At 52.2% G+C, this 20,734-nt stretch carries 18 protein-coding genes and 3 pseudogenes; 19 read left to right on the forward strand and 2 right to left on the reverse strand.

What is annotated here, in order from left to right; translation table 11 throughout:
• The first annotated feature begins 345 nt into the window (after positions 1–345).
• The 10 genes and pseudogenes from JCM2850_RS08805 (at position 346) to JCM2850_RS08850 (ending at position 11,129) form a co-directional block, all read left to right on the forward strand.
• Positions 346–1,587, forward strand: a complete 1,242-nt coding sequence (locus JCM2850_RS08805) for an FAD-dependent oxidoreductase (protein ID WP_025871248.1) — start codon at positions 346–348, stop codon at positions 1,585–1,587.
• A gap of 29 nt (positions 1,588–1,616) precedes the next feature.
• The gene (locus tag JCM2850_RS08810) at positions 1,617–1,877 is read left to right on the forward strand and encodes a sarcosine oxidase subunit delta (protein ID WP_025871250.1); all 261 of its coding nucleotides are present in this window, start codon (positions 1,617–1,619) and stop codon (positions 1,875–1,877) included.
• Positions 1,874–4,753 carry a 2Fe-2S iron-sulfur cluster-binding protein gene (locus JCM2850_RS08815; RefSeq protein WP_025871251.1) on the forward strand — a complete coding sequence of 960 codons (2,880 nt, stop codon included), beginning with the start codon at positions 1,874–1,876 and terminating at the stop codon, positions 4,751–4,753. Before JCM2850_RS08810 ends, JCM2850_RS08815 begins: the two co-directional genes overlap by 4 nt.
• A 36-nt stretch (positions 4,754–4,789) precedes the next feature.
• On the forward strand, positions 4,790–5,488 hold the full coding sequence (locus JCM2850_RS08820) for a sarcosine oxidase subunit gamma (RefSeq protein ID WP_148301225.1): 699 nt from the start codon (positions 4,790–4,792) through the stop codon (positions 5,486–5,488).
• A gap of 19 nt (positions 5,489–5,507) precedes the next feature.
• Complete coding sequence (locus JCM2850_RS22715) at positions 5,508–5,948, forward strand: type I glutamate--ammonia ligase (protein ID WP_234406178.1); 441 nt, start codon at positions 5,508–5,510, stop codon at positions 5,946–5,948.
• 76 nt (positions 5,949–6,024) lie between these two features.
• Positions 6,025–6,885 (forward strand): hypothetical protein, encoded by an 861-nt coding sequence (locus JCM2850_RS22720; protein ID WP_234406179.1) that lies wholly within the window; start codon positions 6,025–6,027, stop codon positions 6,883–6,885.
• A gap of 58 nt (positions 6,886–6,943) precedes the next feature.
• Positions 6,944–7,839 (forward strand): annotated as a pseudogene (locus JCM2850_RS18210) (class II glutamine amidotransferase).
• Positions 7,827–8,519, forward strand: coding sequence for a GltB/FmdC/FwdC-like GXGXG domain-containing protein (locus JCM2850_RS08835; protein WP_025871255.1), 693 nt, complete (start codon positions 7,827–7,829; stop codon positions 8,517–8,519). The pseudogene JCM2850_RS18210 and the gene JCM2850_RS08835 overlap by 13 nt, the downstream one beginning before the upstream one ends.
• 2 nt (positions 8,520–8,521) lie before the next feature.
• Positions 8,522–9,855: pseudogene (locus tag JCM2850_RS18215) on the forward strand (FMN-binding glutamate synthase family protein).
• Positions 9,856–10,298: 443 nt separating this feature from the next.
• A complete protein-coding gene (locus JCM2850_RS08850; RefSeq protein ID WP_025871257.1) occupies positions 10,299–11,129 on the forward strand; it encodes a TorF family putative porin in 831 nt (276 codons plus the stop codon).
• 218 nt (positions 11,130–11,347) lie between these two features.
• On the opposite strand, the gene JCM2850_RS08855 is transcribed toward JCM2850_RS08850, so the two are convergent.
• Positions 11,348–11,725, reverse strand: coding sequence for a hypothetical protein (locus JCM2850_RS08855; protein ID WP_025871259.1), 378 nt, complete (start codon positions 11,723–11,725; stop codon positions 11,348–11,350).
• 322 nt (positions 11,726–12,047) lie between these two features.
• Here JCM2850_RS08855 and JCM2850_RS08860 point away from each other — a divergent pair, with 322 nt between their 5' ends.
• The 5 genes from JCM2850_RS08860 (at position 12,048) to JCM2850_RS08880 (ending at position 16,839) form a co-directional block, all read left to right on the forward strand.
• Positions 12,048–14,120 carry a TonB-dependent siderophore receptor gene (locus JCM2850_RS08860; RefSeq protein WP_036265862.1) on the forward strand — a complete coding sequence of 691 codons (2,073 nt, stop codon included), beginning with the start codon at positions 12,048–12,050 and terminating at the stop codon, positions 14,118–14,120.
• 254 nt (positions 14,121–14,374) lie between these two features.
• Positions 14,375–14,620, forward strand: a complete 246-nt coding sequence (locus tag JCM2850_RS08865) for a hypothetical protein (protein WP_025871263.1) — start codon at positions 14,375–14,377, stop codon at positions 14,618–14,620.
• Positions 14,621–14,975: 355 nt separating this feature from the next.
• Positions 14,976–15,971 carry a type II toxin-antitoxin system HipA family toxin gene (locus JCM2850_RS08870; RefSeq protein ID WP_234406180.1) on the forward strand — a complete coding sequence of 332 codons (996 nt, stop codon included), beginning with the start codon at positions 14,976–14,978 and terminating at the stop codon, positions 15,969–15,971.
• Positions 15,964–16,248 carry a helix-turn-helix domain-containing protein gene (locus tag JCM2850_RS08875; protein WP_025871267.1) on the forward strand — a complete coding sequence of 95 codons (285 nt, stop codon included), beginning with the start codon at positions 15,964–15,966 and terminating at the stop codon, positions 16,246–16,248. Before JCM2850_RS08870 ends, JCM2850_RS08875 begins: the two co-directional genes overlap by 8 nt.
• 180 nt (positions 16,249–16,428) lie before the next feature.
• Positions 16,429–16,839, forward strand: a complete 411-nt coding sequence (locus JCM2850_RS08880) for a L,D-transpeptidase family protein (RefSeq protein ID WP_234406181.1) — start codon at positions 16,429–16,431, stop codon at positions 16,837–16,839.
• A 32-nt stretch (positions 16,840–16,871) separates the two neighbouring features.
• On the opposite strand, the gene JCM2850_RS18220 is transcribed toward JCM2850_RS08880, so the two are convergent.
• Entirely contained in the window at positions 16,872–17,435 is a 564-nt protein-coding gene (locus tag JCM2850_RS18220) for a thermonuclease family protein (RefSeq protein ID WP_051525339.1), read from the reverse strand.
• Positions 17,436–17,808: 373 nt separating this feature from the next.
• On the opposite strand from JCM2850_RS18220, the gene JCM2850_RS20470 reads away from it, so the two are divergent.
• The 4 genes and pseudogenes from JCM2850_RS20470 (at position 17,809) to JCM2850_RS08905 (ending at position 20,734) form a co-directional block, all read left to right on the forward strand.
• Positions 17,809–18,156, forward strand: a complete 348-nt coding sequence (locus JCM2850_RS20470) for an NUDIX domain-containing protein (protein WP_025871272.1) — start codon at positions 17,809–17,811, stop codon at positions 18,154–18,156.
• A gap of 867 nt (positions 18,157–19,023) precedes the next feature.
• A pseudogene (locus JCM2850_RS22725) lies at positions 19,024–19,517 on the forward strand (sterol desaturase family protein).
• A 328-nt stretch (positions 19,518–19,845) separates the two neighbouring features.
• Positions 19,846–20,151 (forward strand): ABZJ_00895 family protein, encoded by a 306-nt coding sequence (locus JCM2850_RS23955; protein ID WP_199898300.1) that lies wholly within the window; start codon positions 19,846–19,848, stop codon positions 20,149–20,151.
• 295 nt (positions 20,152–20,446) lie between these two features.
• The gene (locus tag JCM2850_RS08905; protein ID WP_025871274.1) at positions 20,447–20,734 is read left to right on the forward strand and encodes a hypothetical protein; all 288 of its coding nucleotides are present in this window, start codon (positions 20,447–20,449) and stop codon (positions 20,732–20,734) included.

The following is a 20,734-nucleotide window of genomic DNA, read 5'->3' on the forward strand; positions in this document are numbered from 1 at the left end:
TTTTAGGCTGGCCTGTGCGCGAAAGAACAGGCAGTAAGCGCGGGTAGTAAGCGCAATTGGCATAACCCCTGCTTAATTTCTAGGCAAAAACCTAGTGATCAGAGCAGAAATTGCCTGCGAATTTTAGGTATTGAAAGGCCTTTTCGTTGGCTTCTACTCCCTAGGGAGTATTGACCTGGCGCTCATCTTTGGATCATGTTTCTTGGCAGGAAAAAAAGTTTCATTTTGTCATTGACACTGCATTTGCCCCTGAGGTTAAATACACCTAACGAGTTTCTCAGCAAGAAAAAAAGTTTCTTGTAAAAATTTAACGGTGTAGGTCACGGCCCGCCACGGAGTTATTAGATGCCCTTAAGATTGCTCAAATATGCCCTGAGTAAGGAATACCCCGGAAAGCGTTTTTTCCAGGCGCATGAAACCCCCAAGAAATCCTACGATGTGGTGATCATAGGTGGTGGTGGCCATGGTCTGGCTGCGGCCTACTATCTGGCCAAGGAACATGGCATCACCAATGTGGCAGTGCTGGAAAAAGGCTATATAGGCGGTGGCAATACAGGCCGTAACACCACCATCGTGCGCTCCAACTACCTCACGCCTGAAGGTGTGAAGTTCTACGATGCCAGCGTCAAGATTTACGAAGGTCTGTCTGAAGAGCTGGATCTCAATCTGTTCTACTCCACACGCGGTCACTACACCCTGGCGCATACCGAATCTGCCATGCGCACCATGCGCTGGCGCGCTGAGGTCAACAAGCATGTGGGGGTTGAGAGCTATGTGGTCGGCCCGGATGAGATTGCCAAAGCCTGTCCGCAGCTGGATATGAGCTGTAGCGGCCAGGCCCCTATCCTGGGTGCCTTGTTCCATGCACCGGGTTCGGTGGCGCGTCATGATGGCGTGGCCTGGGGTTATGCCCGAGGCGCCGATAGCCTGGGTGTGGAGATTTTCCAGAACACCGAAGTGCTGGGCATAGATGTGCAGGGCGGCAAGGTGGCGGGGGTCAAGACCAACAAGGGTTATATCGCCACCACCAAGGTGCTGTCTGCCGTGGCAGGTTTCACACCCCGCATCTGCGAGATGGTGGGTCTGGAAACGCCTATCGTGATTCATCCGCTGCAAGCCTGTGTCACCGAACCGATGAAGCCTTGGCTGGATACGATTCTGGTGTCAGGCAGCCTGCATGTATATGTCAGTCAGTCCTCACGTGGCGAGCTGGTGATGGGGTCTTCGCTAGACCCTTACGAAGTGCATTCCACACGTTCCACCCTGGATTTCGTTGAGGGGCTTACCTCGCACATGCTAGACATGTTCCCCTTCCTTTCCAATATCAAGGTGGTGCGCCAATGGGCAGGCATGGCCGATATGACGCCAGACTTTGCGCCCGTGATGGGCAAGACCCCGGTGGAAGGTTTCTATCTGGATGCGGGCTGGGGTACCTGGGGCTTCAAGGCCACGCCTATCAGCGGCAAGACCATGGCTGAGACCATCGCCCGTGATCAGGCACCCGATCTGATTCATTCATTCCGCCTTTCCCGCTTTGAGGATTACGAACTCACCGGGGAAAAGGGCGCGGCTTCTGTAGGTCATTAGCTCTAGCCCGGCCAGTAAAGGATACACAGATGAAATTATTGACTTGTCCCGTGAACGGCACCCGCCCCCTGAGCGAGTTTGTCTTTGGTGGTGAGCTGCGCCAGCCGCCAGCAGCGGATTGCAGTGATCAGGTCTGGGCCCACTATGTGCACAACCGCAATGGTGCCCCAGGACTCAAGCAGGAATGGTGGTACCACGCGCCGAGTGGCACCTGGTTTATCGCCGAGCGCAATACCTTGACCGATCAGGTCATCCGTACATATTTGAAAGGCCAGGAGAGCCAAGCATGAGTGCGCGTTTAGCCAATAACAAGGGCGAGTGGATCAATCGCGCCGCCAGCGTCAAATTCAGTTATGAAGGCCGCGAGTTCAGCGGCTTTGAGGGTGATTCCATCAGCAGCGCACTCTGGGCCAGCGGTGAGCAGGTGCTGGGCCGCAGCTTCAAGTATCACCGCCCACGCGGCATCCTCAGCCTGGCCAATCATGACGTCAATGTCATGCTCACCGACGGCATGGATACCAATATGCGCGGTGACGTAGTGGCCGTAGCCGAAGGCATGGCGCTTAAAGCGGTCAACACCGATGGCGGCGTCAAGAAAGATAAAAGCCGCTTTATCGATTCCATTTCGCCACTGTTACCCGTGGGCTTTTACTACAAGGCTTTTCATACCCCCAAACGCTTTTTCCCGTTCTGGGAAAACATTATTCGCAAGGCGGCAGGCCTGGGTGTGGTCAACTTCAATTACCCACGCATTACCAAGCCCAAACTGCATGAGCACTGTGATGTGCTGGTGATAGGCGCAGGTGCCACGGGTTTATCTGCCGCACTGGAAGCTGGAGCCAGCGGCTTGCGCGTGATTATCGCCGATGAAAATGCGCAGGCGGGTGGCAGCCTGGGCTTTGACTGGGCTGGCGGACAGGAGTCCAGCACCTTGCGTGAGCAACTGCTGGCACGTTTAGCGCAATTGCCCAATGTCAGCCTGCGCCTGGGTGCTTATGCCGCAGGTTATTACCCTGACCACCTGATTCCCCTGGTCAGCAAGGCGGGCATGGTCAAGGTCAGGGCACGCTCTGTCATCATGGCCAGCGGCGCTTTCGAGCAGCCTCCGGTGTTCCGCAACAATGATATTCCTGGCGTGATGCTGGGCTCTGCCGCGCAACGTCTGATGCACCGCTACAGCGTGCTGCCTTTCAGCAATGGGGTGGTGTTTACCGCCAATGATTATGGCTACCGCGTGGCGCTGGATCTGCTGCAAGCTGGAGTCAAGGTGGCGGCACTGGTGGATTTACGTGAGCGTGCAGAAGAAAGTGCGCTGCCGGATCAATTGCTCAAGCGCGGCGTCAAGATTATCCCCGCCAGCTGTATTTATGAAGTGCAGGCCAATGCCGACAAATCTGGCGTCAAGTCCGTGACCATCGCCAGCTATGACAGCGCAAGCAACGAAGCCCAGCTGCACGACAAAATCACCCTGGCCTGCGATGGCGTAGCCATGTGCGCGGGTTGGGTGCCTACCGCCAACCTGCTTTACCAGGCAGGTACCCAGATGCGTTATGACTATGGCGTACACCAGTTTGTGCCACAGCGCTTGCCTGCAGGCATGTTTGCCGCTGGTCGGGTCAATGGGGTTTATGAGCTGAATGACAAAATGGCCGATGGCGTAAGAGCAGCAAGACTGGCTTTGCGTCACCTGGGCCAAGAGGTGGCAGAGCCAGCCACGGTTGCCCTCGCAGCCACTGCGCAAAGCCATGCTTACCCCATAGTGCCACACCCCAAGGGCAAGAACTTTGTGGATTTTGATGAGGATATCCAGGTCAAGGATTTCATCAATGCCGCCAAGGAAGGCTTTGACAACATCGAGTTGATGAAGCGCTTTACCACCGTGGGCATGGGCCCCAGCCAGGGCAAGCATTCCAATATGAATGCCATCCGCATTCTGGCACGTGTACGCGGTGTGCCTGTGGAACAGATAGGCACTACCACTTCACGTCCTTTCTTCCACCCCACACCGATAGGGCATCTGGCGGGCCGCGGTTTTCACCCGCACCGCCTCACGCCTTTGCATGATGCCAATCTGCAACTCGGGGCAGTGATGACTGATGTTGGGGCCTGGAAACGGGCTGCCTACTATCAGGTGCCTGGCTTGAACGTGGCGCAAACGGTATTGGCCGAGGTTGAAGCGGTGCGCAAGCAGGCGGGCATTATAGATAGCAGCTCTTTCGGCAAGATAGAAGTCCATGGCAATGAAGCGGCCTTGTTCCTGGAGCGATTCTTTACGGGGCGTTACGCCGATCAGGCCGTAGGTGAATCACGCTACACCTTGCTGCTGGATGAAGCAGGCGTGGTGGTGGATGACGGCCTGGCCCACAGGCTGGATGAAAAACTGTTCTATCTCAGCTCGGGGACTTCCAATGCCGCCGCGGTTTATCGCGAAATGCAGCGCTGGCAGCAAATCTGGCAACTGGATATTGGCCTGGTCAATGTGACTGGGGCCTATGCCGCTATCAATATTGCCGGGCCACTGGCACGGCAGATTCTTTCCGGCCTCATGCAAGGCTTGGATCAACTACAGCCTGGCAGCGCCTGTTTGAGTGAGATTGCAGGTGTGCCTGTGCGCTTGTTGCGCGTGGCTTTTGTCTCTGACTTCACCTACGAATTGCATATCCCCACCCCCCAGGCCAGCTTTGTCTGGCAGCGCGTAATGGCGGCAGGGCAGGGCCTGGGCCTCAAGCCTTTTGGTACCGATGCCCAGCGTTTGCTGCGCCTGGAAATGGGCCATGCCATGCCGGGTATAGATACCGATGGCCTGACCAATCCTTTTGAGATTGGTGCCGACCATGCCCTGGCGCTGGACAAGCCCGATTTCATAGGCAAGCGCAGCCTGCAGATTATTGCCAAGCGGCCACTGAAAAAAGCCTTGGTGGCCTTTGCCCTGGCGCCAGGTTATGCCGGGGAAATTCCCTTGGAGTGCAATCTGGTGATACGGGATGGTGACATTGATGGTCGCGTCACCAGCATTGCTTACTCAGACACGGTCAAGCGCGTCATCGGCTTTGCCTATGTCTCGCCACAGCAGCAGGCCCTGGGCACGGTATTCCAGATTCGCACCGATAGTGGCGCGCTGGTGGCGGCCACTGTGGTGGATAGCCATTTTCTTGAAGCGCAATAACTAGTGAACCGCGTAGCCAGCTTGAAAGAACAGAGCATGAAATTGAATAGCGAAATGCAGACAGAAAAACTCATGACACCCATCGCCCACGCCCTGCATGGTCAGGACCTGCTCTGGGATGACATCAACGGCATGCGCCAGGCAACGCGGTTTGCCACCGATGAAATTGAGTTGGCAAGAAAAGCAGTATTGGGCCTGGCCGATGCCAGTGCCCTGCGCAAATTTGGCGTCAAAGGTGCCAATGCCGCGCAATGGTTGCAGCAACAGGGACTGGTCATCCCCGAGGCTGCCAATCGCTGGGTAGTAAGCGCAGCAGGTTGCTTGATTCTCAGGCTGGGTAACACTGAGTTCCTGATTGAGGATGCAGCAGGCACAGCAACTGAGTCGGTATGTGAAAGGCTGAGTCTGGCCTTTAGCGCTCAGCCTGGCTTGTACCTGGTACCGCACGTGGAGGCCGCATTTGTTCTTAGCGGCACTGCGGTGGCGCAGTTGTTTTCAGAAGTTTGTTCCATAGATTTAACTCGCGTAGCCCTGGGAGGAAAAGACGTCGTTATGACGCAGTTCGCCGGGGTCAGCGTAGTCCTGATGCACCAGGACCTGGAGGAGGAGAGCCTTTTCAGGCTGTGGTGCGATAGTTCGTACGGTCCATATATGTGGGATGTGATTGCAGGCATCGCTCACGAGCACAGCGGCGGACCCGTCGGCATAGGTCGCTATTTCAGCGCCTATAAATGAATCATATCGGGAGAGTTATATGAAGATAGTTGATGGAAAATTCACTTATCAGGCCAGCACGCCGGCGCAGGAATTGGCCGATGCGAAGAAGTTTCTGGCAGATAACCAGGTGAAATATGTACTGGCCCAGTTCGTGGATATTCACGGCGTGGCCAAGGTTAAATCGGTGCCTGCAGCCCACCTAGAATCCATAGTCAAGGGTGGTGCAGGTTTTGCTGGTGGGGCGATCTGGGGCATGGGCATTTTGCCTAACGGCCCGGATTATATGGCCGTGGGCGATTTATCCACCCTGAGCCTGATTCCCTGGCAGCCCGGCTATGCGCGCATTATTTGTGATGGCCATGTCGAGAACAAGCCTTATGAATATGACTCACGCGTGATTCTGAAAAAACAGGTAGATCGCCTGGCCGCACGTGGCTGGACGCTTTACACCGGCTGGAGCCTGAATTCTCGCTGCTGAAGCGTGATGACAAGGGCGCACTGCAACCCTGTGATGAGCACGATACCTTGCAGAAGCCTGTTATGACTACAAGGGCATGACGCGGCAATCGGTATTCCTCGAGCGCCTGACCGAATCGCTGATTGCGGCTGGCCTGGATGTTTACCAAATCGATCACGAAGACGCCAACGGCCAGTTCGAGATCAATTACACCTACGCTGATTGCCTCAAGAGCGCGGATGATTACATCCTGTTCAAGATGGCGGCCAGCCATATTGCCAATGAACTGGGCATGACCTGCTCCTTTATGCCCAAGCCATTTGGCAATCGTCCAGGCAATGGCATGCATATGCATATGTCCATAGGCGATGGCGAGAAGAGCCTGTTCCATGATGATAGCGACACGACGGGTCACGGTCTGTCACCGCTGGCTTATCACTTCCTGGCGGGCATTCTGCATCACGCACCTGCGCTATGCGCGCTGGCAGCACCCACGGTCAATTCCTATAAGCGTCTGGTGGTGAGCCAGTCATTGACGGGTTCTACCTGGGCACCTGCCTATATTTCCTACGGCAATAACAACCGCTCGACCATGGTACGTATTCCTTATGGTCGTCTGGAACTGCGCCTGCCGGATGGCAGCTGCAACCCTTACCTGACCACGGCCGCGGTGATTGCTGCTGGCCTCGATGGTGTGGAGCGCAAGCTGGACCCAGGTGCAGGTCACGCCAGCAATCTGTTTGACCTCAGCCTGGCGGAGATGAAGGCACAGGGCATAGGCATTCTGCCGCAAAACCTCAACGAGTCTCTAGACAAGCTGGAAGCCAACCAGGTGTTGCGCGATGCGCTGGGCCATGCGCTGACCGATGAATTTATCAAGCTCAAACGTGCGGAATGGATCGATTACCAGCGCCATGTCTCGGACTGGGAAATCAATCGCTACGTCGAATTTTTCTAATATTTTTTAGCATTTTTAGCCACATCTTTAATTCAGGATTTTTGTAAGGAGAAACATCATGTGTGGAATCGTGGGATTGCTGGTGAAGAACCAGAACATGCGGGCCAATATCGGTGAACTGATGCTGCCCATGCTGATAGGCATGACAGAGCGCGGCCCGGATTCCGCTGGTTTGGCCATCTTCGGCGCCCCGGTGGATGCCAGTGCGCGCAAGTTCAGCCTCTATAGCGCCGATGCCTCGCTGGACTGGAACAAGCTGGGTAGCGAACTCAATGCCGCGCTCAAGACCAGCGCCAAGCTGGAAGTTAAGGTCAACCATGCGGTACTGACCACCAACGTCAGCCCAGACACCGTCAAGGCCTGGGTCAAACAGGCTTATCCGCAAGTGCACCTACTGGCAGTGGGCCAGTTGATGGATATCTACAAGGACACTGGCACCCCTGCACAAGTGGCCAGCCGCTATGACTTCTCCAAGCTCTCTGGCAGCCACTTGGTGGGTCATACCCGCATGGCAACCGAGTCCGCAATTACACCTTCGCACGCTCACCCTTTCACGGCGGGTGAAGACTGGTGCCTGGTACACAACGGCTCCCTTTCCAACGCGCACAGCATACGTCGCAAGTTGGAACATGAAGCATTTCCTTCGAGACCGATAACGATACCGAAGCTGCCTGCCGCTTCCTGCAATGGCGCATGCGTGAAGGTGACGATCTGCAAACCGCGCTGGAACATGGCTTTGACGAGTTGGATGGTTTCTACACCCTGCTGATGGGCACCAAGGACCAACTGGCGCTGGTGCGTGACCCCTTTGCCTGCAAGCCCGCCATCATTGCCGAACACGATGACTACGTGGCGATTGCCTCCGAGTTCCGCTCACTGGCGCACCTGCCTGATATCAAGAACGCCAAGGTCTTCGAGCCTGCACCTAAGGAGATGTACGTATGGAAACTGTAAAATTTGATCTGGAAAAGCACACCCTGCGTGAGGTTAACCAATACCTGCACAGTGACGCCAGCGTGCTGGACGGCAAAGCGGTGACCATAGATAACCCCAACGGCTCGCACAATATTGCCGTCGGCCTCAAGGCAGATGTCAATGTCACCATCCAGGGTCATGCGGGTTATTACGCCGCAGGCATGAACCAGCTGGCCAATGTGGTGATTGAGGGCAGCGCTGGCACTGGCGTGGCAGAAAACATGATGTCTGGCCGTGTGCACGTCAAGGGCTTTGCCTCCAACGCTGCGGGTGCTACCGCCAATGGCGGCCTGCTGATCATAGATGGTGACGCTGGCCTGCGCTGCGGCATCTCCATGAAGGGTGCCAATATCGTGGTTGGCGGCTCGGTAGGCAGCTTCTCCGCCTTTATGGCGCAAGCTGGCAACCTGGTGATTCTGGGTGATGCTGGCGAAGCACTGGGTGACTCCCTCTACGAAGCGCGCATTTTTGTGCGCGGCAATATCCAGAGCCTGGGTTCTGATTGCGAGGTCAAGCCCATGGATGACACCGCCAAGCAGATTCTGGTGGACCTGCTGGCTGAATCCGGCCATGGCGATGTAGACCCTGACAGCTTCACCTTGCTGGGCTCGGCCCGCAAGCTTTACAACTTCCACGTCGATAACGCAGGAGATTACTAATCATGAGCGACGCGCCAAAAATCCCGCATACCGAACCGCGCTTTTCCGCGACCTTCGACAAAAACACCATCTCGGAAATCCGCCGTGCTTCGGCAACTGGCATCTATGACATCCGTGGTGCTGGCACCAAGCGCAAGCTGCCGCATTTTGATGACCTGTTGTTCCTCGGGGCCTCCATCAGCCGTTACCCGCTGGAAGGCTACCGCGAAAAATGTGGCACCGATGTGATTCTGGGCAACCGCTTTGCCAAGAAGCCTATCCACCTGAAAACCCCAGTCACCATCGCAGGCATGAGCTTTGGTGCCTTGTCCGGCCCGGCCAAGGAAGCCCTGGGCCGTGGTGCCAGTGCCGTGGGCACCAGCACCACTACAGGTGATGGCGGCATGACACCGGAAGAGCGTGGTCAGTCCTCCATTCTGGTTTATCAATACCTGCCATCACGCTACGGCATGAACCCGGACGACCTGCGCAAGCTGACGCCATTGAAGTGGTTATCGGCCAGGGTGCCAAGCCAGGCGGCGGCGGCATGCTGCTGGGGCAGAAGATCAGTGACCGTGTAGCCAAGATGCGTTGCCTGCCTAAAGGTGTGGATCAACGTTCTGCCTGCCGTCACCCAGACTGGACTGGCCCGGATGATCTGGAAATCAAGATTGCCGAAATCCGCGAGATTACCGATTGGGAAAAACCTATCTACGTCAAAGTTGGCGCAACGCGTCCTTATTACGACGTAGCGCTGGCGGTGAAAGCGGGTGCGGATGTGGTGGTGCTGGATGGTATGCAAGGTGGCACCGCTGCAACGCAGGAAGTGTTTATTGAGCATGTAGGCATCCCCATCCTCGCGGCGATTCGCCCTGCGGTACAGGCCTTGCAGGACTTGGGCATGCACCGCAAGGTACAGCTGATTGTTTCTGGTGGCATCCGCAATGGCGCTGATGTTGCCAAGGCGCTGGCCCTGGGTGCAGATGCAGTGGCGATTGGTACTGCCGCGCTGATTGCCCTGGGTGACAATGACCCAGCGCTGGAAGAGGAATACAACAAGCTGGGCACCACCGCGGGTGCTTATGATGACTGGCATGAGGGTAAGGACCCTGCAGGTATTACCACGCAAGACCCTGAACTCATGAAGCGCGTAGACCCGGTCAAGGCGGGTCGTAGACTGGCGAATTACCTGTCGGTGATGACCATGGAAGCGCAAGTGATTGCCCGCGCCTGCGGTAAGTCACATTTGCATAACCTGGAGCCGGAAGACTTGGTGGCCCTGACCCTGGAAGCCTCCGCCATGGCCAAGGTGCCGCTGGCAGGCACGACTTGGATTCCTGGGCAAACCCAGTTCTAAATCCCGAGGCTAAATCTGTAGTAAGTAGCAGTATGAAGTACTGACGTAGGTCCCATCGCCGGGTAAGCACAGTGTGCCTACCCGGTTTTTTTATGGCCCACTGCGGTGCTGCTGAGTTAAGTGCTGAATACTACCTCCTTGGAAGTAGTACTTCTTGGGAATGGTCTGGTGAAATGGCTTTAGCGAAAATAAGCTGGCTTTTACGAGCGATGCCTGCTTCATATCCATGATTGGAGCATTCGGAAAGGAGGGAACACTGACCATGTCCCTCCTTTTTGTTTTTCTAGGATGGCTGATATGCTAAAGCCAATATCTAAAAGGGTTTAAGACTAAGTGAGTACTCCTTAGTTGCTACCCATTCCAGGGTATTCAAATACATATGCTGATTCTTTATTGTCGAGATTGAGTCATCAATCCCAACCCTGACAATACAAGGAATCAACATGCGTACTTCAACAAAAATCCTGCTCACCTGTGGCCTGCTAGGCTCACTTTCAGCCATGCATGCCATGGCTGAAGAAGCCCCTGCCACAGCGCAGGATATGCCAGCTTCACCCCATCACATCACCACCAACTTCGGCTTCTATAGTGATTACCTGTTCCGTGGCATTTCCTATGCGCGCGGTCGTGGGGCGATACAGGCGTTTATTGATTATTCGCATGAGAGCGGCTTGTTCCTGGGGTTGGGTGCCACCAATGTGCACAAGGACGCTATCTACGGGAACACCTTGGAGGTGGATATCTACGGGGGCTATAGCCATGCCTTGACTGAGGAGCTGGTGGGTACAGCTGGTTTCTTGCAGTTCTACTACCCAGACAATGAAAAAATCGCCGGACAATCGGCCAATGTCACCGAACTCAACCTGGCGCTGGATTACCGCCACTTTACCTTGAAGTATTCCTACTCACTGACAGACTGGTTTGGCGTGAATGGCAAATCCTATGGCAATACGCTGATAGGCAACCATATGACTGGAGACAGCGATTCCAAGGGCAGCAGCTATGTGGAATTGAACTACAACAATGCCTTGCCATGGTATGAGCTGAATGTGTCGCTACATGTGGGGCATCAGGCGGTGAAGAATTATTCGGTGGCAGATTACACCGATGTTTCTGTGGGAGTGAATCGGGATTTTGCGATTGCGGATAGCAAGGGCTGGAATGCAGGGGTGAGTTATGTGGTGACGGATGCCAATGATGATTGGTATGTGACGGCGAGTGGGTATAAGACTGGGGATAATAAATTCTTTGCTTATATCAAGCGGACGTTCTAGGAGCAGGGCTATTTTTTAAGGGGGGTTACCGCTACTTCTGCTGTTGCGAGAGGCTTTTCTTTGGTCGCTTGGTGGTCTTGACCAATAGTTGACGTAGCGAGAAGCCCAGCCCCCATGCACTAAGCAGAAATGTATTACCCCTGTCCGCGGGAGCAAGCAAAAGAAGTGACCGCAACAACCTCCGTGGCAGCAGCTTGTCCAGCTCCCCTAAAACCGCCCTACTCGATGTGATCGTAAAACTGCGAGGTATCAAACTGCATCAAGGCAGGGTGCTCATGCGCCCCGCTGATATGCGCCAAACGGCTAGGCTGAGGTAAGGTCAATTGCTCGGAAATATTAAGATTAGGGTAAACGCCTTGGATCGCCGGGTGTATCTCAGCCGCCACAATGATATCGGCATACATCACCAATGCACCGCCCCACGCGCGTATCAACCCCCGCTGGCTCACCGGCACTTCTCGTACGCTAGAGGTCTTGATCTGCGCATCCAGCCAGGCATAGGCAATTCTGATGCAGTCATTATTTTGATGTACAGGCACAAAGCCTGCGTAATTAGCGCTGGCCTTGGCTAGCGCAATAATGTCGTCCGATAACATGGTTTTTCTTTTTTCTTGCTTACCCTGATTCTGTCACAGTTCTCAGCCGTGCTACAAAACAAATGACGCTAAAGAGCTTATTTATGGTTATAAGCATAATGCCTGTCAAGACCGCTTTGAATTGATAAAGGCGGATAAAGTAAAAGATAGAGCAAGAGTGTCGAGTCAACTGAAAAGCCCTATTTAACAGATAGTTGCAAGCAGGCGGCAAGCCGCTGATAATACTTAATGAGACGCTCTATCAGTTGTTTTATTATTTGCTTTCATGGTCTGGCTTAAGTCTTCACTCATCAAACGCTTTCAAAATCAGGGATTCGTCACTATGCATTCATTTGCTGCTACTCCGCCTTTCAGCCTTAAGGCGCTAATACACTGTCTGGTGATGGCAGGTGTGTCCAGCACCCTCTCGCTGGCGCAGGCGCAAGAAGAGGCCGCTGCAACCTTGCCTACGGTCACGGTGGTAGGTTCTGCCGATAAGTCCGGAGATAACTTCAAGTCTTCGGCGCAGTCTGTCTCTATCATTACCGAGCAGGACATCAAAGACAGAGGCCCTATCCGCAGGCTGGATGATTTGCTGTTTTATGAAGCCGGGGTGCTGGGTCAGCAATATGGCTCAGATAATAAATCCACCTGGCTGCGTATCCGTGGTTTTAATACCAATGTCACGCTGGATGGCACGGCGGTTTCTAACAATAGTTTCTTCGTGCTGGAGCAGGAGTCTTACGGCCTGGAGAAAGTTGAAGTGCTGAAAGGCGCAAACTCGTTCAATTATGGGTCTACAGACGCAGGGGGTACGGTTAACCTGGTATCCAAGCGCCCTAAGAAAACCGCAGAAGGTGAGTTGAATGTCAGTGTTGGTAATTTCAGCCGCCGCAGTGTCAGCGGCGACTATAGCGGCCTGATCCATGAAGATTTGCGCTATCGTCTGGTGGGGCTTTACTCCAAGGGTAATTTCCCGCAAGACCACACAGGCATGGAGCAATATTATTTTGCGCCCAGCATCACCTGGGATATTTCTGACCGTACTAACCTCACCGTGCTGGCCAGTGTGCTGAAAAGGCAGGGCTTGCCGACCACTGGTTTTATGCCTGCCTATGGCTCCTTGATCAATACACCGTTTGGCAAGATAGGTTACGACACTTACCTGGGTGAGCCTGGCCGCGATTATTTGCAGCGCCGCCAGTATTCACTGGGTTATGAATTCAGCCACGATTTTGGTGACCAGCTCAAGTTCACGCAGAATTATCGCTACGGCAAGATAGATCACAACTTCCTCACCACCTTTGCCTACGGCATGGTGACAGGCAGCGATAGGCTGGGGGCGCGAGGCTATTCCTTTATGGATGGCGATTCTTCCGTGCATAGCGTGGATAACCGCTTGAGCAAGACTTTTACCTTTGGGGATTTCGAGAACACGCTGTTGGTAGGCTATGACTACAAGCGTAATCGCGCAGATGCACAGCACCGGGCTTTTGGTTTCCCGGTGGCGGATATAGATATTTTCAATCCAGAGTACGACGGTAATTTTGACGTCACTGGCGTGCCCTATGTCATCAGGCTCAAGCAGCATGGGCTGTATGCCTTGAACAAGCTGAACTGGAATGATTTGGTGTTGTTTAACCTGGGCTTGCGCCGGGATAACTTTGACAGTGCTGCCAATGTGAATGGCACCATTTCTGATGACAAGGGTGACAAGAACACGCACAACGCCAGCCTGATGTTCAACCTGCCCCTTGGCTTCTCGCCTTATGTCAGCCATTCCACCTCATTTAATCCGCAGGTTGGAGCGGATAATCGAGGCCGCGCCTACGTGCCCTTGAGTGGCAAACAGCTGGAAGTGGGCCTTAAGTACAACCCTGATTGGCTCAAGGGCAGCAGCTTCAACCTGGCCTTGTTCGACCTTAAGGAAAACAATGCACTGGTGCCTGATGCCTCGTTTGTGCAAACCCAGGTGGGGGAGCGTAGAAATCGCGGTATTGAGTTGCAGTCTGATGTCCGCATCAATGACAACTTGTCTGCACGGCTGAGCCTGACGCGCAATCATGCAACCCAGGACTACACTACCGAACGTTCTGGCCGCGCCTTGTTGATTCCGGATCATCAAGCCGCCGTAAAGCTTAATTACAGACACACCCAAGGCGCGCTGAATGGCCTGCGCTTGAGTTTGGGCGTGCGTTACAACGGCAGTACCGAGGACAAGGCCAATAACAGCGGTTACACCGTGCCTTCCTATACGCTGGTGGATGCAATGGCGATTTACCCTTTGTCTGAGCATTGGAGCCTGCAAGTTAATGCGACCAACTTGCTCAACAAGGAATATCTCAGTGTCTGTGAAAGCGCTTGTTTCTACGGCACGTCACGAACTGTGGATGCCCAGCTGAGCTATTACTGGTAAACCCTGCCTCATCGCAAGGGTGAGGCTTCACCCTTGCATCATGCTTATGGTGGTCTATTCGAGAATGAGCTTGGGATAGACCGCCATCATCTTTTTGTTTTTATCCCAGGCAACACCGCTTCAGAAGTTTGCGTCAGAAGTCCGGGTGAGAAGTTTATAGACAAGCCATCATGAATAGTTCACGGATGCGCTTGAACCATCTGTAAATCAATCAGCTCTACTTGCTGTATCAACCAGCGAGGCAGAGTGGGGCAATGACAGGTCGAGTAGTAGCCAAGAGCAAACATGGCAAAAAATACGTATTGGAATGCGACAAACGCTTTGTGGGGTTCAAAATTTCAGACTCCCATCAATTGGGTGTGCACGACGAAGTGATGGGCAGCATGGTGCATCTGGGTGAAGAAATTCTGGAAGACCACATGGGGCAACGTTTCAAGGCGCAGATTAGCCTGGTTACCAAGAATGATGTTGAAGCCATGCGCTGGATGGCGATGACTTGATTGCATAATTTATCTATCTTAATAGATAAATTACCGAATTTGATTTCCATGATTTGATTATTGTAATATATAAATTATGGAAAGCATTATTGAGGTATATCAAGATCGCGCATGGATTGCCGCTGCTGAAATAAGGCAGGTGGCAGGTCATCGCGCATGCTTTGATTACCTGCCTATTTATCAATTTTCCGATAAGCCTATTCCGGTTTCTTTTGCCCTGCCTGTTCACGGTGCAAGGTTTGGGATTGGTGAGGATGGGGTGCCAATTTGCCCGGCTTTTATCTTTGATCTAGTGCCTCAAGGTCTGGGGCGAAAATATTTGCTGCAAGAGTTGGCCAGGGCGGATGGCGATGATATGGATATCCCGCTGGCACAAATCGGGGCATTCAACCCGATTGGCAATCTACGGCTGAATACCGCCGTTGAGTATTTCCACCGCTGGCGTGAACGGCATGTGGATGCGCAAGTGGCAGGGTTTACTCAAGCGCAGATTGTCAGCCGACATGAGCCTTTTGTTAATCACATATGGTTGCATGCCATGCTGACTGCAGGCACGACAGGCGTGCAAGGCGCCGCGCCCAAATTTCTGCTCACACAAAACAAGGAAGGTCTCTGGTTTGCCGACGCTGCCCTAGATGATGCCCAGGCTTATAAACACTGGCTGGTGAAATTGCCCAGAGGCAAAACACAGGCGGATCTTGATGTGCTCAGGATTGAAGCCATTTACTTTGCTATAGCCAAGGCGTGCGGATTGCGCACATATGGCGAGTGCTACACCACTAACAATATGCTCTTTATTGAGCGCTTTGATCGCAGGGTCAATGCTGAGAAAGCTGAAGTTATCCGGCTGCATCAGGAGAGTTTATTGTCGGTCGCTGGAATTTCTGGGTTCCCTAGTGGCGTGTCGCTATTCACGCTGGCGAATGCGATTGCTCAACATGCAAGTCATCCAGCAACCGAGCTTGTGGAATTCATTAAACGCGAATTGATGAACCGGGCAATGGGCAATACGGATAATCATGGCCGTAACACTGCGATGCAACGCTTGCCTGATGGCACTATTCAGCTCACTCCCCTCTATGATTTTGCCCCCATGTTTATGGACCCGGAAATCATTGCCAGAAGCTGTCGCTGGGTAAAAGACGGGCGCGAGTTTAATCAGCTCAAGGGCATTGTTGAGCATATCGATACCACGGATGACATTAAACAGCGTGTTTTAGCGGATATGGCTGATTTTGCTGGCGTACTTGCGGGGCTGCCCGCAGTGATGAAGCAGCACGCCCTGGATGAGGCGGTAATTGAGCGGCTGCGTTACAACATCGAAGCTGCAAAGGAGATGTGTAGTGGATAAGCGCATTAAAAAAATAGACCATGATCTTGAACGCCTGGCCCGCGATCAATTTTACGAGGCGGTACAGCGGGGCGAATTATCTTTTGCTGAAGGCGTGAAACAGATTCGCAAACTGAGCAAACTGACGCAACCAGAGTTTGCCAAGCATAGAGGTATTTCATTGGGGGCGTTGCGCCAAATCGAGTCAGCTACAGGTAACCCCCAGGTTGAAACACTGAATAAAATTGCAGAGGTGTTTGGCTTGGAAGTGGGGTTTGTGATGAAGCGCAAGCGTTAAACAACCGTGCTGGGTGTGCGCTATAACGGCAGCACTGAGGATATAGCTCACACAGTGGTTACACGTGCCTGCCTATAGGCTGGTTGAAGCGATGGAGATATATACCCTATGCTTAGATATTTGCAGTTCATTCTGTTGCTATGTCCATTGCTTGCTTGGGGCAATGAAAAGGTTGATCTAGTGCTTGTCATCAAGCATGAAAACAAGCTGCAATTACGGGCAGGGGATAAGCTCATACAAGAATTTCATGTGGTTTTCGGCAAGCACGCTATAGGTCACAAGCGTCAGGAAGGGGATAAGAAAACACCTGAGGGGCGGTATGTTTTGGATTACAAAAAAGCCGATAGCGCTTTTTACAAGGCCATTCATATTTCTTATCCCAATGCCGAGGATAGATCTCAAGCTAAAGCGCAGGGCGTTAATCCCGGTGGGCAAGTGATGATACATGGTCAAAAGAATGGCTGGGGCTGGCTCAGTTTTATCAATCAGCAATTTAACTGGACCAATGGCTGTATTGCGCTGAGTAATGCGGATATGCAGCAAGTCTGGGATAAAGTTGCGCCGGGCACTGTGATTGAAATTAAACCTTAATCCTCGCCCATTTGGACAAGTCGCTTAAGCCTTTATTGGCTGTGAGCTGCTTTGGATTTGATTGCCGCCTTACGTTGAATCTCGGCCTTTTTCCTGAATGCCCAAGGCGCTTGGGGCCATTTATCAGCCCACAATCCTATCTTCAGCTTTCTGGCCAGTTTTTCTGTATGCACATATAGCGAGCGGTCTTCAGCCTCTTGCAGCTTTTGATGGTGTTGATACGACCAGGCCATCCCATGCTGCAACTGCAAGTAGCTAACATCCTGGCCTTTGAAGATCACTTTGCCTATCAGCCGCTTTTGTTTATCCCGCTCCGTGAAAGCCACCACCACGGTCTCGCCAGCGATCAACTCGGCCAGCATCGCCTGCGATTCAGGGCCATAAGGCTGCCTATTTTCAGGTGCATCTATCCCCAGTAGCTTGACCTTGTGTTGATGGGGTTCATCCAGCACGATAATGGTGTCACCATCCACAACCTCTATGACCTTGCCAGAGAAAGACTCCGCCATTACATCCAGTGGCAGAGAAAGCAACAGCACAACACTTGTGAGCGCGAGCAGTGCTTGCAAGCTTGCAGGGCGGCGGATATGGCGCATGCAAAATCCCAGTCAGTGGCCTAGTCGAGTATCAATTATGCATTAGGCATCTTCAATGCCCAACTGAGCCGCATTAGGGCTGGTCAGCTTTCAGCCCAGATGAGCGGTAAAATTAAATCAATGGCTAGTCTTCAAAACACTACTGGCTTAGGCTCAGTTCATATCCCTTATATTTACGGAATTGAGTGCGCGAGCAGCCTCTTTAGCAATTACACACATTGCAATCACTCTCTGGAGTTTTGTTCATGCATAGCCCCCAAGCTGATTTAACGCTGAAACATAAAGCCATGGTGTATGTCACCTGGGGAGAAAAGTTTCTGGTGTTTACCCAGCCGCAGTTTCCCGAGCTGGTATTCAGGTAGTTGCAGGCACCGTGGCGCAGGGAGAAACACCCGAACAAGCCGCCATTAGAGAATTGCATGAAGAAGCGGGAATAAGCGCTTTTAAAAACATCAGCCTGTTGGGCAGTTACCAATATTCCATGCTGCGCTATGGCAAGGCTGAGGTACATCAACGCCATGTGTTTCATGTGCAGATCAATGCGCAAGAAGTGATGCCCGCTAATTGGTTGCACGAAGAACACCATGCGGATACTGGTGAGGCTGCAATCCTGTTTTCATTTTTCTGGATGGAACTGCACCAAGCACAGGGTAGGCTGATTGCCGGGCATGATGACTTTTTGCCCATCCTGATGCACGGGTATGAGAAAAACAGCCGCTAGCCCAGGCACAAGCTCCACATTGGGTGCCGATAATTTTGTTTAGTTTGATTGCTGTAGTTTGAGGTTAAGCTCATCTGCATCAAGCGTTGCTTTAATGCTTTAGAGAGCCACAAAGCGTTTCAAGCAGCGCGCTAAACTGTAATTGCGCCTATCCAGCTCATCCATAATTGGTAAAATCCGTGAAATAAAGTGAAGTAGTCGCAACAATAAAAATATCAGGGAGTTGATGTAATGATTAAGCGTTTACGATTGGCGATACGTGCAGACCTGGAGTCGCCCACACCTGAACGTCGTTTTGGCAAGGGCTGGCTTAGTGGGGTAGGGGCATTGGTTTTGGGCCTTGCAGTCCTTTCGTTCATGTTGGGTAAGACATTCCCCGCCGCATTCTCACTTGAGCCATTGCGGGTCATCTATCAAAGCCCTTGGTTTAATCCTGTGTTGCAAGCCATGATGTTGCTGGGCTTTGTGCTTGCATGCCTGAACATGATGTTGCGGCAAAATAAAATCCTGGGCTGGAGTGCCTTGGTGGCCATTTTCACAGCCTCCATCCTCGGTGAAAGCCAGCTTTACCAAGCCAGCCAATCTCAAGCCTTATTGGGTCTGGATTGGTTTGCCCTCAATCTACTCATGACGGGCTTGCTGTTTATCCCGCTGGAAAAATTATTTGGCCGCTTGCGTGAGCAGGCGCTGTTCAGGCCAGAGTGGCGTGACGATCTGCTGTATTTCTTGGTCAGCAGCCTGTTTGTACAAAGCCTGAGTTATCTGTCTTTATTGCCATCGTACACACTGCTGGCGCATACCCAGGATTGGCATGGTCTGCGTCAAGCAGTAGCCAGCCAGCCGTTATGGCTGCAGTTTATTGAAATCATGGTGCTGACTGACTTTGTTCAATACTGGTTTCACCGCGCCTTCCACCAAATCCCTGCCCTCTGGCGCTTCCATGCCATACATCACTCCGCGCAACACATGGACTGGTTAGCTGGCTCACGTATGCATTTGATAGAAGTGATCGCGCTACGTGGATTAACCATCATCCCATGTACCTCCTGGGCTTTGCGGAAACGGCAATGCACGCTTATATCCTGATGGTTTACCTCTACGCTACCTTTGTTCATGCCAACGTGCGCTTTAACGTCGAGTTCTTGAAGCCGATTATCGTGACGCCACGCTTCCATCATTGGCATCACGGCATTGAAAAAGAAGCGATAGATGTGAATTTCGCCATCCACTTCCCCTGGCTGGATAAATTGTTTGGCACTTACTACATGCCGCCTAAGCAATGGCCCAGCGGATATGGAATTGGCGGACATCCCGTACCCCAAGGGTATTGGAAGCAAATCTTCTATCCGTTTGGAAAGTAGCAGCCTGCGCCCGATAAACTAAGAGCAGCTCTCATTGGAGAGCTGCTCTTATATTTTTGTGCTGCAATTCTGTCAAAAACTCCATGCCAATTAGAGGCGATGCTAAAGGAAATTGGCAGGCATAGCTGTTATTAAGCTAAGGCAATAATTAAAAACAGAACATTCATAAGGGAGGGTATGGAAGAGGTTCGTTATGGTAAGTATGTGAGTATATTCACGGTGACTTTTATTGCCATGATAGTAGTGGCAGTCTCAATATTTTCCTTTATTGATTACGATCCTGGGGCCAGTGCTGGAATTGTCGAGGTGTTAGTTTCTGCGGTAGTCACTGTGGTCTGCATTTGCTCGTGCCCAACATCGCCTCCCAAGCAAAGAGGAAAGGCAAAAACTTGTCTGGCTTTCGTTCTATGCCAGCCTATTGGTCGTTCTAATCCCTATTGCTGGCTTTCTGGCATGTCTGGGTTTTACTTATTGCTTAGCCGACCTATTGCAAGGTCTTGACGAGTTTCTGCCAAAACTCCCTGCTCTCGTCTGGCTTTTGATTGCAATAGCGACAATCGTTTTATCCTATCTAACGGTACATTGGGGATATTGGATTGCAGCAACAAGGATGGGGAAAAGCTTTCTAAAATAACTAAGACCTAAATTCCATAGCGTAAGTAACAGGCCGATGAGGGGCGTGGGTATGAAGGTGGGCTAAAAACTTCATACTCGGCGCTGAAAGTTATCCTTGGATGTCACATGGGGTATGTCCAGAGAAGTCACCAAGTAAACTTATTTAACACCTAGCGGCACAGGACTGCGGATTAATTTAAGACAGGTGTGCCCAGGAGGGTGAAGCTGGGCAATGGAAAGAGACTGTCATGATGCTATATGAAACATTGGGTCAGTGATAATTCAGTCAAGAGGTTAAGGAGGGGGTGTGGTTAATGGATAAAGCTGCATTATATAAAGCAATCAATGATGCACAGTTTTCTGTAGAAGAGTTCGAAGCCCCACCACGAGTTTTTGGCAGTTGGCATGTAGTTTTCAATCGAGGAAATCAAAAATTCCGCATTGTATACGATGGAAGAGATAGCTTTCTAAGTCTTGAACGTAATAGAACATTGAACGATTGGGAAGACAATACTTACGTTGTATCGACAACGATGAGTAGTGAACAGAAAATAATGCAAATCAATTCTTGGCTGCTTAATATTGCAAAAAAATTTGATTAA

It is taken from the genome of Methylobacillus glycogenes JCM 2850, assembly GCF_000617925.1.
Lineage (GTDB): Bacteria > Pseudomonadota > Gammaproteobacteria > Burkholderiales > Methylophilaceae > Methylobacillus > Methylobacillus glycogenes.

Bases quoted from the DNA above. Each gene is read 5' to 3' on its own strand.
- JCM2850_RS08805 (WP_025871248.1), top strand. From the start codon at position 346: ATGCCCTTAAGATTGCTCAAATATGCCCTGAGTAAGGAATACCCCGGA.
- JCM2850_RS08810 (WP_025871250.1), top strand. From the start codon at position 1,617: ATGAAATTATTGACTTGTCCCGTGAACGGCACCCGCCCCCTGAGCGAG.
- JCM2850_RS08815 (WP_025871251.1), top strand. From the start codon at position 1,874: ATGAGTGCGCGTTTAGCCAATAACAAGGGCGAGTGGATCAATCGCGCC.
- JCM2850_RS08820 (WP_148301225.1), top strand. From the start codon at position 4,790: ATGAAATTGAATAGCGAAATGCAGACAGAAAAACTCATGACACCCATC.
- JCM2850_RS22715 (WP_234406178.1), top strand. From the start codon at position 5,508: ATGAAGATAGTTGATGGAAAATTCACTTATCAGGCCAGCACGCCGGCG.
- JCM2850_RS22720 (WP_234406179.1), top strand. From the start codon at position 6,025: ATGACGCGGCAATCGGTATTCCTCGAGCGCCTGACCGAATCGCTGATT.
- JCM2850_RS08835 (WP_025871255.1), top strand. From the start codon at position 7,827: ATGGAAACTGTAAAATTTGATCTGGAAAAGCACACCCTGCGTGAGGTT.
- JCM2850_RS08850 (WP_025871257.1), top strand. From the start codon at position 10,299: ATGCGTACTTCAACAAAAATCCTGCTCACCTGTGGCCTGCTAGGCTCA.
- JCM2850_RS08855 (WP_025871259.1), bottom strand. From the start codon at position 11,725: ATGTTATCGGACGACATTATTGCGCTAGCCAAGGCCAGCGCTAATTAC.
- JCM2850_RS08860 (WP_036265862.1), top strand. From the start codon at position 12,048: ATGCATTCATTTGCTGCTACTCCGCCTTTCAGCCTTAAGGCGCTAATA.
- JCM2850_RS08865 (WP_025871263.1), top strand. From the start codon at position 14,375: ATGACAGGTCGAGTAGTAGCCAAGAGCAAACATGGCAAAAAATACGTA.
- JCM2850_RS08870 (WP_234406180.1), top strand. From the start codon at position 14,976: ATGGATATCCCGCTGGCACAAATCGGGGCATTCAACCCGATTGGCAAT.
- JCM2850_RS18220 (WP_051525339.1), bottom strand. From the start codon at position 17,435: ATGCGCCATATCCGCCGCCCTGCAAGCTTGCAAGCACTGCTCGCGCTC.
- JCM2850_RS08905 (WP_025871274.1), top strand. From the start codon at position 20,447: ATGGATAAAGCTGCATTATATAAAGCAATCAATGATGCACAGTTTTCT.